Here is a 15,404-nt window from a genome sequence, read left to right as displayed (position 1 = left end):
CTTACTTCCATTTCAACAAGTTCTAATAACTCTGGATCATCTACCATATCTGCTTTGTTTAAGAATACTACAATATAACCTACTCCAACTCTGCTTGCTAATAGTATATGCTCTCTTGTTTGAGGCATTGGACCATCTGCTGCACTAACTACTAGGATTGCTCCATCCATTTGTGCTGCTCCTGTGATCATGTTCTTTACATAATCCGCATGTCCTGGGCAATCAACATGTGCATAATGTCTGTTTTCTGTTTCATACTCAACATGTGCAGTGTTAATTGTGATTCCTCTTTCTCTTTCCTCTGGTGCTTTATCAATTTGGTCAAACCTAGATGCTTGTGCTAAGCCTTTAGTTGCAAGCACTGCTGTTATTGCAGCTGTTAATGTAGTCTTGCCGTGATCTACGTGCCCTATTGTTCCTATGTTTACATGTGGTTTAGTTCTTTCAAACTTTGCCTTTGCCATTTTGTATTCCTCCTTATATTTACATATTATCTTATATATTAACTATTATTTAGCTCCTATAACTTGTTCTTGAATACTCTTAGGTACTGGTTCATATGCAGCGAATTCCATACTGTATACTCCTCTACCTTGAGTTCTTGATCTAAGTGTTGTAGAATAACCAAACATCTCTGATAATGGAACCATTGCTCTAATTATTTGAGCACCTGATTGAGCTTCCATTCCTTCAATTCTACCTCTTCTTGAATTAATGTCTCCCATAACGTCTCCCATGTACTCTTCTGGAACTGTTACTTCAACTTTCATTATTGGTTCAAGCAATACTGGTTCTGCTTTTGCCATACCATTCTTGAAAGCCATAGAACCAGCAACCTTAAATGCCATTTCGTTTGAGTCAACATCATGGTACGATCCATCAACAACTTTAACCTTAAAGTTAAGAACTGGATATCCACCAAGAATACCACTTTTTGATGCTTCTTTAATTCCGTTTTCTATTGGTCCTATAAATTCTTTTGGAATAGATCCACCCACAGTACAATTTTCAAACGAATAAGGTTCAGTAGTTGGTATTAACTCTATCCAACAATGACCGTATTGTCCACGACCACCTGATTGTTTAATGTATTTACCTTCTGCTTTAACTTGCTTTCTTATTGTTTCTTTGTATGCAACTTGTGGCTTACCTACATTACATTCAACTTTAAATTCTCTTTGAAGTCTATCAACAATGATTTCTAAATGAAGTTCACCCATACCACCAATTATTGTTTGACCAGTTTCTTGATCAGTATGCGTTTGGAAAGTTGGATCCTCTTCTGAAAGCTTTGCAAGTGACATACCCATTCTTTCTTGACCAGCTTTTGTTTTTGGTTCAATAGCTACATGAATAACCGGATCTGGGAATACCATTGTCTCAAACAATATTGGATGATCTTCATCACATAAAGTTTCTCCAGTAGTTGTATTCTTAAGTCCAATTACTGCACCTAATTCTCCTGCACGTAATTCATCAACTTCTTCTCTGTGATTCGCATGCATTTTAACTAGTCTACCAACTCTCTCTTTTTTACCTTTGTTAGCGTTTAATACATATGTACCAGTTTTCATTACGCCCGAGTACACTCTTGCAAAACAAAGTCTACCAACAAAAGGATCTGTAGCAATTTTGAATGCTAAGGCTGCCATTGGTTGATCATCGCTTGGATATCTTTCCATTGGTTCCCCAGAATCAACATCTTGTCCTTTGATAGCTGGTATATCAAGTGGTGACGGCATATAATCTATAACCGCATCTATCATCATTTGAACACCTTTATTTTTATATGAAGAACCACAGATTACAGGTACTATTTCATTAGCAATTACACCTTTTCTTAATGCTGCTTTTAATTCTTCTTCACTTATTTCTTCACCATCGAGATATTTCATCATAAGATCTTCATCTAGCTCAGCTATTGCTTCAACCATAGCTGCTCTGTATTCTTCTGATATCTCTTTCATATCTTCTGGAATTTCTATTTCTTCTATTTGTGTTCCTAAATCATCCTTGTAGACTTCTGCAATGTTTCTAATTAAATCTACAATTCCGAGGAACCCTTCTTCTTTTCCTATTGGTAGCTGTATTGGAACTGCATTAGCATGAAGTCTTTCCCTCATCATATCAACAACTCTATAAAAATCAGCACCCATTATATCCATTTTATTAACATACGCCATTCTTGGAACATTATACTTAGTGGCTTGTCTCCACACTGTTTCAGATTGTGGTTCAACCCCACCTTTTGCACAGAATACAGAAACTGCACCATCAAGAACTCTTAATGATCTTTCAACTTCAACTGTGAAATCCACGTGTCCTGGTGTATCAATAATATTTATATTATAACCCTTCCAGAAGCATGTTGTAGCCGCAGATGTTATTGTAATACCTCTTTCTTGTTCTTGTACCATCCAGTCCATGGTAGCTCCACCATCATGAACCTCACCAATCTTGTGCGTTTTTCCTGTATAGAATAATATACGTTCAGTTGTTGTTGTTTTACCAGCATCAATATGCGCCATTATACCTATGTTACGGAATTTATCTAAAGAATATTGTCTATCCACTATTTGTTCCTCCCCTCACGAGTGATTATAAATTTGACAAAACTGTCTTGGCAAAGCCAAAACAGTTTTGATATTAATACCTGTAATGTGCAAAAGCCTTGTTAGCTTCAGCCATTTTATGAATATCTTCTCTTTTCTTTACTGCTGCTCCAGTATTGTTTGCAGCTTCGAGTAATTCGTTAGCAAGTTTTTCTCTTGCATACTTCTCTCCTCTTTTATCTGCAGCAATAAGCAACCATCTTAATCCTAATGTTTGTCTTCTCTCAGGTCTAACTTCGATAGGCACTTGATAATTAGCTCCACCTATTCTTCTAGCTTTTACTTCAAGTAATGGCATAACATTATTTAATGCTTCTTCAAAAACCTCTAAAGGTTCTTTACCTGTCTTTTCTTTGATTATGTCAAAAGCTTCATAGCATATTTTTTGTGCTACTCCTCTTTTCCCATCTTCCATTACATTGTTTATTAACTTTGTAACGACTTTGCTGTTGTACATTGGATCTGGTAATACATCTCTTTTTGCAATATATCCTTTTCTCGGCACTTTACTTCCCTCCTTAACAATTTTAATTAACTCATAGGTACTCGATATTTCTATCGCAAAGCACTCTGTACTCCTGCAAATGTATGTAAATATAAACTTATCATATATATAAATGCTGAAGACATTGTACCTTAATTCAAAGCATTATTTTTTTTGCTTTGGTCTCTTAGTACCATATTTAGATCTACTTTGTAGTCTGCCCGCAACTCCAGCTGAATCTAATGTTCCTCTGATGATGTGATATCTAACTCCTGGTAAATCTTTAACTTTTCCACCTCTTATAAGAACAACACTATGTTCTTGTAAATTGTGGCCTACACCTGGTATATAAGCAGTAACTTCATATCCGTTTGTAAGTCTAACTCTTGCTACTTTTCTTAATGCTGAGTTTGGCTTTTTAGGAGTTGTTGTTTTAACTACTGTACAAACACCTCTTTTTTGTGGACAATCTTTTAATGCTGGTGCAGCAGATTTTGTAATTAATGTCTTTCTGCCTTTTCTTACTAATTGATTAATAGTTGGCATGATTTCACCTCCCCATTTCTATAAGCTGATTTTATTTATATCAATGCGTCGTAACATAACTAAATAGCTATGTTACCGCATGGATATATCTATATTATTTAGTTGCTAGCATTAATTTAATCTTCAAGAAGTAATGCTGTTGCTGACGCAACATCTATATCACAAAGATTACCTAGTTCTTTCATCGTGTCTACAAATATTATTTGCAGGGAATTAACTTTCGCTAGTTTTAGAATAGGATCAGTAATACCACTATCAGCATCTTTGGCTATATATAAAACCTTACCCTGACTATTCTTTAACGCTTTTAGGGTTTGTTTAATTCCAACGACCTTCTGACCTACAATTTTACCTACCATTTCTAACTCCCTTCATAATTACAATCAAAGGATATACCAAGCTAAGATACATCTACTCGATTTAAATCACACACAAGGTGTATTTTATCATTTTAGTATCACCCTGTCAACTAGTTACAACTTATACTTCTAAATCATTTTCAATTTCTAACTTCTCATCATCTTCAGTATTAATCTTTATAGTTCTATATCTTGTCATACCAGTACCCGCAGGTATTAGCTTACCAATAATTACATTTTCCTTTAATCCAAGCAATGGATCAATTTTCCCTTTAATAGCTGCATCAGTAAGAACTCTTGTTGTTTCTTGGAAAGATGCTGCTGACAAGAACGACTCTGTTGCAAGTGCGGCTTTTGTTATACCTAGCAATGAAATCTTTCCAACAGCAGGTACGCCACCTTCAGATTCAATTTTTGCATTAGCATCTTCAAAAGCAAATATATCTACTAAGTTTCCTGGAAGTAGCTCAGTATCTCCAGATTCCTCAATTTTTACTTTTCTTGTCATCTGCCTTACAACAACCTCTAGATGCTTATCATTGATATCAACACCTTGAAGTCTGTAAACTTTTTGTACTTCTGATGATAAATAATTTTTAACTCCATTAACGCCTTTGATTCTTAAGATATCATGTGGATTAACTGAACCCTCAATTATCTCATCTCCAGCTTCAATTCTATCACCATTTGCAACTTTTAATCTTGATCCGAATGGTATATCATAACTTAATTCTTCTCCTGCATCACCGTTTACAAAAACAACTCTCTTTTTCTTAGTATCTTCCATTTTAACAGTACCACATACATCACTTACTATTGCGAGTCCCTTTGGCTTTCTAGCTTCAAATAACTCCTCGACTCTTGGAAGACCCTGAGTTATATCTGATCCTGCTACTCCACCAGTATGGAATGTTCTCATTGTAAGTTGCGTTCCTGGTTCACCTATAGATTGAGCTGCAATTATTCCAACTGCTTCTCCAATATTAATTTTTTGAGATGTTGCCATGTTCATGCCGTAACATTTTGCGCAAACTCCAATTTTAGCTTTACACGTAAATACCGATCTAATCATAACTTTTTTTACGCCAGAATTTTGAACTTCTTCTGCTAAGTGTATATCTATATATTCACCCTTAGGAACTATTACCTTGCCTGTCTTTGGATGAATAACATCTTCGGCTGTATATCTCCCAGTTAATCTTTCAACTAACTGCTCAATTACTTCACTTCCATCACAAATTTCTGAAACTTCAAAACCTTCGTTTGTTCCACAATCTTCATGACGTACTATAACATCTTGACATACATCAACAAGTCTTCTTGTTAAGTATCCAGAATCGGCTGTTTTAAGGGCCGTATCTGCATTACCTTTTCTAGCACCATGTGTTGATATAAAATACTCTAGTACATCTAGTCCATCTCTAAAAGATGATCTAATAGGTAACTCGATTATTTTACCGGATGGATTAGCCATAAGGCCTCTCATTCCTGCTAGTTGTTTTATCTGACTCCTAGACCCTCTGGCACCAGAATCCGCCATCATAAATATTGGATTAAATTTATCCAAACTATCCATTAGTGCATTTGCTACATCTTCTGTTGTCTTAGTCCATTTTTCTATTACTCTTTGGTATCTTTCTTCCTCAGATATAAATCCACGTCTATACATCTTCTCTATCTTATTGACAGTCTCATCAGCATCTTTTAACAATGCCTTTTTAGCTTCAGGAACCACCATGTCAGAAGTCGCAACCGTAATTGCTCCAATTGTTGAATAATGATATCCTTTAGCCTTTATTTTATCTAACATCTTAGAAGTTTCTGAAGGACCATATTTCAAGTAGCATTTATCAATAATACTACCAAGATTTTTCTTGCTTACTAAGAAGTCTATTTCGAACTTTAATTCATTTCCAGGAATACTCCTGTCAATAAATCCTAAATCCTGAGGTATTGTTTCATTAAAGATTAATTTTCCTGGTGTAGTTTCTATAATTGCAGATATACTAACACCATTAACTACTCCGAACAACTTAACTTTAATCTTTGCATGAATATCAATGTCTTTTACTCCATAAGCCATTATAACTTCATCTGGTGATGAGAATGATCTTCCCTCACCTTTAGCACCATCTTTATCGATAGTCAAATAGTAAGCACCTAAAACCATATCTTGAGTAGGCACACAAACTGGCTTACCATCTGATGGTTTCATAATGTTATGAGCCGCAAGCATTAAGAACCTTGCTTCAGCTTGAGCTTCAACCGATAAAGGTACATGAACTGCCATTTGGTCACCATCAAAATCAGCATTATATGCTGTACATACAAGTGGATGAAGTTTAATTGCTCTACCTTCTACAAGTATAGGTTGGAAAGCTTGAATTCCTAGTCTATGAAGTGTAGGTGCACGATTTAGTAATACCGGATGATCGGCTATTACTTCTTCAAGAACATCCCATACTTGAGGCATAACCCTCTCGACCATTCTCTTAGCACTCTTAATATTATGAGCTACTCCACTACCAACTAGTTTCTTCATCACAAAAGGCTTAAATAATTCTAAAGCCATTTCCTTTGGAAGACCACATTGATACATTTGAAGTTCTGGTCCAACAACTATAACCGAACGGCCTGAATAATCAACACGTTTTCCAAGTAAATTTTGTCTAAATCTACCTTGTTTACCTTTTAACATGTCAGATAAAGATTTCAAAGGTCTATTCCCTGGTCCTGTAACTGGCCTTCCACGTCTTCCGTTATCAATTAAAGCATCTACAGCTTCTTGAAGCATTCTTTTTTCATTTCTAACAATTATATCTGGAGCTCCTAAATCTAGAAGCTTTTTCAACCTATTGTTTCTGTTTATTACTCTTCTATATAAATCATTCAAATCAGAAGTAGCAAATCTTCCTCCATCTAATTGAACCATTGGTCTTAAATCAGGTGGAATTACTGGTATTACATCAATTATGATCCATTCTGGTTTGTTTTTAGATTTTCTAAATGACTCTGATACATCCAGTCTTCTTATACTTCTAATTCTTTTTTGTCCTGTACTTGTTTTTAAATCTTCTTTTAATTCTTTAGATAGTTCTTCTAAGTTTATACCCTGTAGAAGTACTTTCACAGATTCTGCACCCATGCCAGCTACAAAACTATCATTTCCAAATTTATCAATAGCTTCTCTATATTCTTTTTCACTAAGAATTTGTTTTCTTAGTAATGATGTTTCTTTTGGATCTAGTACTACATAAGAAGCAAAATATAGAATTTTTTCTAGAGATCTAGGTGACATATCTAAAATAAGTCCCATACGAGATGGTATTCCTTTAAAATACCAAATGTGAGATACTGGGGCAGCAAGTTCTATATGCCCCATTCTTTCACGTCTTACTTTAGATTTGGTAACTTCAACACCACATCTATCACAAACTATTCCCTTATATCGTACTCTCTTGTATTTTCCACAATGGCATTCCCAGTCTTTGATTGGGCCAAATATTCTTTCACAAAACAACCCATCTCTTTCAGGTTTTAAAGTTCTATAGTTTATAGTCTCAGGTTTTTTTACTTCACCTTTTGACCATTCTCTGATTTGTTCCGGTGATGCCAATCCTATTTGAATAGCATCAAAATTATTAAATTCAAACAAGGGTACAGCCTCCCTTCATATTAATGTTCATCATTAAAATCATTCAGTTCTAAATCTTCACCGAAGTCTTCTAACGGTACTTCATCATAATTTATTTCAACATCTACTTCTTCATCTTCATCGATAAGTTCAACATACTCCTCAGTAGGTGATTCAGGAACTACATCTTCTGAACCTTCTATATTAACATTCAAGTTCAATTCTTCCATTTCATCATCTACTGATTCTTTTATTTTGATTTCTTCCATTTCATCAGTAAGAACCTTAACATTAAGGCATAACGCTTGTAATTCCTTTATAAGAACTTTGAAGGATTCAGGCACACCTGGTTCTGGAATATTCTCACCTTTTACAATCGCTTCATACGTTTTAACTCTACCTACAACATCATCTGATTTAACTGTTAAAATTTCTTGTAATGTATGAGCTGAACCATAAGCTTCTAGTGCCCAAACTTCCATTTCTCCGAATCTTTGGCCACCAAATTGAGCTTTACCACCCAATGGTTGCTGAGTTACTAGAGAATATGGTCCTGTGGATCTAGCATGTATTTTATCGTCTACCAAATGATGTAACTTTAAGATGTACATATATCCAACAGTAACTCTGCTGTCTAATGCTTCTCCTGTTCTTCCATCATATAAATCGGTTTTACCATCTGCATCATAACCAGCTTTTATTAAACACGCTTCTATTTCTTCCTCAAGCGCACCATCAAATACTGGTGTTGCAATATGCCAACCCAATTCACTAGCTGCCCATCCTAAATGGACCTCTAATACCTGACCTATGTTCATACGAGAAGGAACTCCTAGTGGATTCAAACAAATTTGGAGTGGTCTTCCATCGGGTAAAAATGGCATATCTTCTACTGGTAATACTCTAGATATAACTCCCTTATTACCATGTCTTCCTGCCATTTTATCGCCTACAGATATCTTTCTCTTTTGAGCTATATAACATCTAACTAGTTCATTTACACCTGGTGGAAGTTCGTCACCATTTTCCCTAGTGAAGACTTTAACATCAACTATTATTCCAGCTTCGCCATGTGGCACTCTAAGTGAAGTATCTCTAACTTCTCTTGCTTTTTCTCCAAATATAGCTCTTAATAATCTTTCCTCTGCGGTAAGTTCTGTTTCTCCCTTAGGGGTTACTTTTCCCACTAGGATATCTCCAGACCTTATCTCAGCACCTATTCTTATTATTCCACCTTCATCAATGTCCTTAAGTGCATCTTCTCCAACGTTAGGAATGTCTCTAGTTATTTCTTCAGGTCCAAGCTTAGTATCTCTTGCTTCAGATTCATACTCTTCAATATGAACAGAAGTAAATATATCATCTCGAACAAGTTCTTCAGATATTAACATTGCATCCTCATAGTTATAACCTTCCCAAGTTACAAACCCAATACGGATATTCTTACCTAAAGCTATCTCTCCAAGATCTGTTGAAGGACCATCTGCTAAAACAGTACTTACTTCAACTCTTTCGCCTTTGTTAACTATAGGTCTCTGATTTATACAAGTACCTTGATTGGATCTTTTAAACTTAAGTATTTTGTAAACATCTAATCCACTATCTGAATCTCTTCTCACCTTAATTTCGTTAGCACTTACATACTCAACCACACCTGCATTTCTAGCTTTCGGAAGAACACCAGAATCTACTGCAGCTCTGTATTCTATTCCCGTGGCTACAATTGGGGATTGTGATTTAAGTAGTGGTACTGCTTGACGTTGCATGTTAGAACCCATAAGTGCTCTACTTGCATCATCATTTTCAAGGAACGGAATCATAGCTGTCGCAACAGAAACTATCTGCCTTGGTGATATATCCATAAGATCTACATCTTCTTTTGGAACAACAAGTACTTCTTGTTTAGCTCTTACCGTTATTTTTTTATCTACAAAAGTACCATCTTCACTAATTGGTTCACTTGCCTGAGCCACTAAATATGCATCTTCTTCATCTGCAGTCATATAAAAAATTTTATCTGAAACTACTGATGTTTTCTTATCTATTACTCTATATGGTGTTTCAATAAACCCATATTCGTTTACTTTAGCGTAACTTGCAAGGGAATTAATAAGTCCTATGTTGGGTCCTTCTGGTGTTTCTATCGGACACATTCTACCATAATGTGAGTAATGAACGTCTCTAACCTCAAACCCAGCTCTCTCCCTAGATAGTCCGCCTGGTCCTAATGCTGATAATCTTCTTTTATTTGTAAGTTCTGACAATGGATTTGTTTGATCCATGAATTGAGATAGTTGGGAACTTCCAAAAAACTCTTTTATTGCTGCTGCTACTGGCCTTATGTTTATAAGCGCTTGTGGTGTTATTCCTTCCTGGTCTTGAATTGTCATTCTTTCTTTAACAACCCTTTCCATTCTAGACAAGCCTATTCTAAACTGGTTCTGTAACAATTCCCCTACAGATCTAATTCTTCTATTTCCTAAATGATCAATATCATCAATATAACCGATATCGTAAGTTAGTCCTAACTCGTAGCTCACTGTAGCATACATATCATCTTTAATTATATGTTTTGGTATCAATCTAGTTTTATTCAATTTTATCTGCTCTTTAATTGATTCTTCATCAGTATAATTGTCTAATATCTCTCTTAGTGTTGGATAATGAACCATTTCTCTGATATTAAGATCTGAGATGTCAAAGTTAACTACCTCATTAATATTAACGAAATTGTTTCCAATAACTCTTATCACTTTATCCTCTACTTGAAGATCTACTACATTAATCCCTAGATTTTGAATTTCTAAAGCAGTTTCTCTGTCAATTTTTTGATCTTTTTCAACTATTACTTCTCCAGTTGCTGGGTTAACAATGTTCTCAGCAGCAATCTGATTTGCAATTCTATGATTAATAGAAAGTTTTTTGTTAAACTTGTATCTACCAACTCTCGACAAATCATATCTCTTTGCATCAAAGAATAGCGAATCAATAAGGGATACCGCACTGTCCACTGTTGGTGGTTCACCCGGTCTTAGTCTCTTATATATTTCTATTAAAGCTTCTTCTCTTGTTTTTGTATTGTCTTTCTCAATTGTCGCTTTTAATCTTTCCTCATCACCTAATAATTGATGTAGGTCTAAATCGCTTCCATTATCCATCATAGCTCTAGCTAAGATACTTATTGGAAGTTTTCTAGTCTTGTCAATTCTAATATATACAATATCATTAGAATCCGTCTCATACTCTAGCCATGCTCCTCTGTTCGGAATTACAGTAGCCGAGTAAAGTTTTTTCCCTGTCTTATCAACTGAATAATTGTAGTAAACACCTGGTGATCTAACCAATTGACTTACTATAACTCTTTCTGCTCCATTAATAACAAATGTACCTTGTGGTGTCATTAGTGGGAAGTCCCCCATAAAGACTTCTTGCTCTTTGATTTCCCCAGTTTCATTATTACGCAATCTAACCTTAACTTTTAAAGGTGCTGCATATGTTGTATCTCTTTCTTTACATTGTTCTTCAGTATACTTAATGTTTTCTATATCAAGTTTGTATCCTACAAACTCTAGAACAAGATTCCCAGTATAATCCTGGATAGGATTTATGTCGTCAAAAACCTCTTGAAGTCCTTCTTTTAAAAACCAATCATAAGAGTCTAACTGTATCTCAATTAAATTTGGCATATCAGTTACTTCTTCAATTTTCGAAAAACTCATTCTTGTTCTTTTACCTAATTGGACAGGATGTACCATCAGCTTTCACCCCTTGCATAAACTAAAATAACCAAAAACACACTTTCCCCTAGGACCTTATGCTTCTGGATTCACACTTTTATCTTTTTATTATAACCATTTTTGTAAATTTAATTCACATTAACCAGTAATTACATTATTATTTAACGTTAAATTACTAATTTTCTTACATTACGCTATGTTATCACAGTTATAATTCTATGTCAACACAACATTTTAAAAAAGGGCACTCTTATATAAAAGTACCCCCTTGTTTTATAATAATATTATTTTACTTCTGCTACTCCGCCAACTTCTTCTAGTTTAGCTTTCATTGCTTCAGCATCATCTTTATTTACAGCTTCTTTTATTGTTTTAGGAGCTCCATCAACTATATCTTTAGCTTCTTTTAATCCTAATCCAGTTAATTCTCTAACAACTTTAATAACTTTAATTTTGTTAGGGCCAACGCTTGTTAAAACTACGTCGAACTCAGTTTTTTCTTCAACAGCAGCTGTAGCAGCTCCTGCAGCTGCAACTGGTGCAGAAGCACTTACGCCAAATTCCTCTTCGCAAGTTTTTACTAATTCATTTAATTCTAAAACACTCATATCTTTTATAGCTTGAATAATTTCTTCTCTTGTCATTATAAATGCACCTCCGAATTTTTTTCATGTATATATTTTCTACTTACCTTTACAAAAGGTATAATTGCTTTCATTGAAAGCATAGTTTGAATCAATTAACAGTAATTGCTATGTATCTCAGAATAATATTTAAAATATTATTCTACTGTTTCCTTTTGTTCTTTAATTGAGTTCAATAAGTATGCAAGATTTGATAATGGAGCTTTGAAGCTTCCAAGTAATTTTGCAATAAGAACATCTCTTGGTGGTATTGCTGCAAGAGCATTAACTTGAGCACTATCTAATATATCACCTTGCATTATTGCTGCTTTAAGCTCTAGTTTTTTATGAGTTTTTGCAAATTCATTTAAAACTCTAGCTGCAACAGTTGGGTCTTCGTATCCAAAAGCTAATGAAATAGATCCTTGTAGGTGTGGTACTATACCTTCAATTCCTAACTCCTTAGCTGCTAGAATAACTAGAGTGTTTTTATAAACCTTATATTCTACTCCAGCTTCTCTAAGGGTTTTTCTTAGTTCTGTATCTTCTTCTACATTTAGACCTTGATATTGACTAAGTACTACACCTTGAGCTTTTGCTAATTTTTCTTTAATTTCTGCTACCTTAACTTCTTTTAATTGTCTATTATTGCTTAACACTGTGTATCCACCTCCTAACAGTTTTTAACTGCTTTATAAAAAATTAAAATCTCTCCGCAGACACGAAGAGACCTAATATTTGTACATAAGTACATTTATCGGAATCCTCGGTAGGCATGTTGTCTTTTACGCTTTCGCACCTACTATCTACGGAATATTATTTAATTTACTTTAAGCATTATACCATGCATAAAGTTTTTTGTCAATACTAGTCTAACACTTTAGCTTGGTTTACCTTTATTCCAGGTCCCATAGTACCTGAAACAGATACTGATTTTAAATATTGTCCTTTAGCTGCTGATGGTTTAGCTTTAACTACCGCTTCCATTAAAGCATGAAAGTTTTCGATTAGTTTTTCAGCGCCGAAAGATTTTTTTCCAATTGCTACATGAATTATAGAAGTTTTATCAACTCTATACTCAACTTTACCGGCTTTAATTTCATTTATTGCTCTAGTAACATCAAATGTAACAGTTCCTGACTTTGGATTTGGCATTAAGCCCTTAGGTCCAAGCACTCTACCTAATTTACCAACAACACCCATCATGTCTGGAGTAGCAACAACGATATCAAATCCAAACCAGTTTTCCTTTTGAATTTTATCAACTAATTCATCAGTTCCAACAAAATCTGCTCCTGCTAGTTCTGCTTCCTTAGCTTTGTCACCTTTAGCAAAAACTAATACTTTAACTACTTTACCTGTTCCATGAGGAAGCACAACTGCACCTCTTACTTGTTGGTCTGCATGTCTTGGATCAACACCAAGGCTTACAGCAAGTTCTATAGTTTCATCGAATTTAGCCTTAGATGTTTTCACCGCAAGGTCCATAGCTTCTGCAGGTGTATATAAAGCGTTTCTATCTATAAGCTTAGCGCTTTCTGTATAATTTTTTCCCATAATAGTATCCTCCTTCGTGGTAATAACGGTTTTTACCTCCCACGTAATTAATTATAAATTATTCTTCTACAACTATTCCCATACTTCTTGCTGTACCAGCTATCATACTCATAGCAGATTCTATTGATCCTGCATTTAAATCAGGCATCTTAAGTTCTGCAATTTCTCTTACTTTAGCTTTAGATACTGTAGCAATCTTAGTTTTATTTGGAACTCCAGAACCACTTTCTAATCCAACTGCTTTTTTCAATAATATAGCTGCTGGCGGAGTTTTTAGTATGAAACTAAAAGATCTATCCTGATATACTGTTATTACTACTGGGATTATCATGCCTGCTTGATCAGCAGTTTTTGCATTAAACTCTTTACAGAATCCCATGATATTAACACCGTGTTGTCCAAGTGCTGGTCCAACTGGTGGTGCCGGAGTAGCTTTACCTGCAGGAAGTTGAAGTTTTATCATTCCTGTTATTTTCTTAGCCATGATTATATACCTCCTATATTGTGGTAATCGGATTTAAAATCCTCCCACTTACAAACTTACGTTTTTTGTAACTAGTCTAATTTTTGAATTTGATTAAATTCTAATTCAACAGGAGTTTCCCTGCCAAACATGTTTATAAGTGCCTTAATCTTTTGCTTTTCCGGATGAATTTCTTGTATTAAAGCAACAAATCCTTCTAATGGTCCAAATGTTACTTGTATGTTCTCACCTATTTCATAGTCAACAGATATAGCTTTTTCTGCAATACCCATAGTTCTAACTTCGTCTTCAGTAAGAGCCACCGGTTTAGAACCCGGTCCTACAAATCCTGTAACACCTCTTGTATTTCTAACTATATACCAAGATTCATCTGTCATAAGCATTTTAACCATTACATAGCCTGGAAATACTTTTTTTAAAGTTATTTTCTGTTTTCCATCCTTTACTTCAACTACTTCTTCCATAGGAACTTGAATATCATGTACGAATTCCTCAAGGTTTCTATTTTCAATTGCCTTTTCTAGGTTGACTTTAACTTTATTCTCATAACCAGAATATGTATGTACAACGTACCATTTAGCTTTATCTGCCATAGCCCAGGGGTTGGAATATTCCGCCCCCTACCTCCTTCCTTTACCTTATTAAAAGATTAGTTTATAGAGGTTCTGAAAACCATAATCAAGCAAACCTACAAAAATTACAAAAAGGAAAGAAAAACTTGCCACTGCGTAAGTTGCCTTTTTAACATCTTGCTTTGAAGGCCAAGTTATTCTTTTCGCTTCTGACTTAAGTTCCTTGAAAAATTTCACTATACCTTTTTGGTTAGATTTTTTCTTTTTTGTAACATTCCCAGTAACAGCCATTTTATTCACATCCTACATTTCGTGTTTTATGCTGTATTATTTTGTTTCTTTATGAAGTGTATGTTTGTGGCAGAACTTACAGTATTTCTTCATTTCAATTCTATCTGGGTTATTTTTTTTGTTTTTCATTGTATTGTAATTTCTCTGTTTGCAATCAGTACAAGCTAAAGTTACTTTTACTCTCACAATCTACACCTCCCGGTTTCTCATCTATTTAAGAAAGCTCATGCTTATTAAGCGCTAAGCTATCTATAGCATTTTTTGTTTTACTTAAATAATTTATCACAACTTAATACATATGTCAATGAATTAGTTAAAGGTGTTCCCATTAAAAATCCCTCTTTCTACTTAAAGACGTATATATTAATTCATTTTGTATTAATCTTTATATTACTTAACTATTGAAGTAACAACTCCTGATCCTACTGTTCTTCCACCTTCTCTGATTGCAAATCTTAATCCCTCATCCATTGCTACTTGAGTTATTAATTCAACATTCATGTCT

The 15,404-nt window shown here is 34.7% G+C and carries 15 protein-coding genes and 1 other annotated feature; all 15 genes read right to left on the bottom strand.

The genetic code is table 11. The annotated features are described in order from the left end of the window. Window positions 1-464: GTP-binding protein (locus tag LGK95_RS20245; protein ID WP_226126724.1), on the bottom strand; the 464-nt coding region annotated here is incomplete at its 3' end. Window positions 465-509: 45 nt separating this feature from the next. Further along, a complete protein-coding gene (gene fusA, locus LGK95_RS20240; RefSeq protein WP_226126723.1) occupies window positions 510-2,573 on the bottom strand; it encodes an elongation factor G in 2,064 nt (687 codons plus the stop codon). A gap of 73 nt (window positions 2,574-2,646) precedes the next feature. Then, window positions 2,647-3,117: a 30S ribosomal protein S7 gene (gene rpsG / locus LGK95_RS20235; protein WP_226126722.1), complete on the bottom strand. Its 471-nt coding sequence runs from the start codon at window positions 3,115-3,117 to the stop codon at window positions 2,647-2,649. 144 nt (window positions 3,118-3,261) lie between these two features. Further along, window positions 3,262-3,642 carry a 30S ribosomal protein S12 gene (gene rpsL, locus LGK95_RS20230; RefSeq protein ID WP_226126721.1) on the bottom strand — a complete coding sequence of 127 codons (381 nt, stop codon included), beginning with the start codon at window positions 3,640-3,642 and terminating at the stop codon, window positions 3,262-3,264. A 116-nt stretch (window positions 3,643-3,758) separates the two neighbouring features. After that, window positions 3,759-4,001, bottom strand: coding sequence for a ribosomal L7Ae/L30e/S12e/Gadd45 family protein (locus tag LGK95_RS20225; protein ID WP_226126720.1), 243 nt, complete (start codon window positions 3,999-4,001; stop codon window positions 3,759-3,761). Between the two features lie 121 nt (window positions 4,002-4,122). Further along, complete coding sequence (rpoC, locus tag LGK95_RS20220; RefSeq protein ID WP_226126719.1) at window positions 4,123-7,656, bottom strand: DNA-directed RNA polymerase subunit beta'; 3,534 nt, start codon at window positions 7,654-7,656, stop codon at window positions 4,123-4,125. 20 nt (window positions 7,657-7,676) lie between these two features. Further along, a complete protein-coding gene (gene rpoB / locus LGK95_RS20215; RefSeq protein WP_226126718.1) occupies window positions 7,677-11,390 on the bottom strand; it encodes a DNA-directed RNA polymerase subunit beta in 3,714 nt (1,237 codons plus the stop codon). 266 nt (window positions 11,391-11,656) lie between these two features. Beyond that, the gene (gene rplL, locus LGK95_RS20210) at window positions 11,657-12,016 is read right to left on the bottom strand and encodes a 50S ribosomal protein L7/L12 (protein WP_226126717.1); all 360 of its coding nucleotides are present in this window, start codon (window positions 12,014-12,016) and stop codon (window positions 11,657-11,659) included. Between the two features lie 137 nt (window positions 12,017-12,153). Next, a complete protein-coding gene (gene rplJ / locus LGK95_RS20205; RefSeq protein WP_226126716.1) occupies window positions 12,154-12,654 on the bottom strand; it encodes a 50S ribosomal protein L10 in 501 nt (166 codons plus the stop codon). 34 nt (window positions 12,655-12,688) lie between these two features. Further along, window positions 12,689-12,825, bottom strand: a sequence feature (ribosomal protein L10 leader region). Between the two features lie 37 nt (window positions 12,826-12,862). Beyond that, complete coding sequence (gene rplA, locus LGK95_RS20200; RefSeq protein ID WP_226126715.1) at window positions 12,863-13,552, bottom strand: 50S ribosomal protein L1; 690 nt, start codon at window positions 13,550-13,552, stop codon at window positions 12,863-12,865. Between the two features lie 58 nt (window positions 13,553-13,610). Next, window positions 13,611-14,036: a 50S ribosomal protein L11 gene (gene rplK, locus LGK95_RS20195; protein ID WP_226126714.1), complete on the bottom strand. Its 426-nt coding sequence runs from the start codon at window positions 14,034-14,036 to the stop codon at window positions 13,611-13,613. A gap of 71 nt (window positions 14,037-14,107) precedes the next feature. Continuing rightward, on the bottom strand, window positions 14,108-14,629 hold the full coding sequence (gene nusG / locus LGK95_RS20190) for a transcription termination/antitermination protein NusG (RefSeq protein WP_226126713.1): 522 nt from the start codon (window positions 14,627-14,629) through the stop codon (window positions 14,108-14,110). A 48-nt stretch (window positions 14,630-14,677) separates the two neighbouring features. Then, window positions 14,678-14,899, bottom strand: coding sequence for a preprotein translocase subunit SecE (secE, locus tag LGK95_RS20185; RefSeq protein ID WP_226126712.1), 222 nt, complete (start codon window positions 14,897-14,899; stop codon window positions 14,678-14,680). Window positions 14,900-14,935: 36 nt separating this feature from the next. Continuing rightward, entirely contained in the window at window positions 14,936-15,085 is a 150-nt protein-coding gene (gene rpmG, locus LGK95_RS20180; protein ID WP_125002828.1) for a 50S ribosomal protein L33, read from the bottom strand. Window positions 15,086-15,289: 204 nt separating this feature from the next. Next, on the bottom strand, window positions 15,290-15,404 hold a 115-nt coding region (locus tag LGK95_RS20175; RefSeq protein WP_449727682.1), incomplete at its 5' end, for an EF-Tu C-terminal domain-related protein.

The organism is Clostridium algoriphilum (assembly GCF_020443705.1).
Lineage (GTDB): Bacteria > Bacillota > Clostridia > Clostridiales > Clostridiaceae > Clostridium_AD > Clostridium_AD algoriphilum.
Note: the sequence above shows the minus strand (reverse complement) of the source record. Positions and strands in the feature narration are given on the sequence as shown.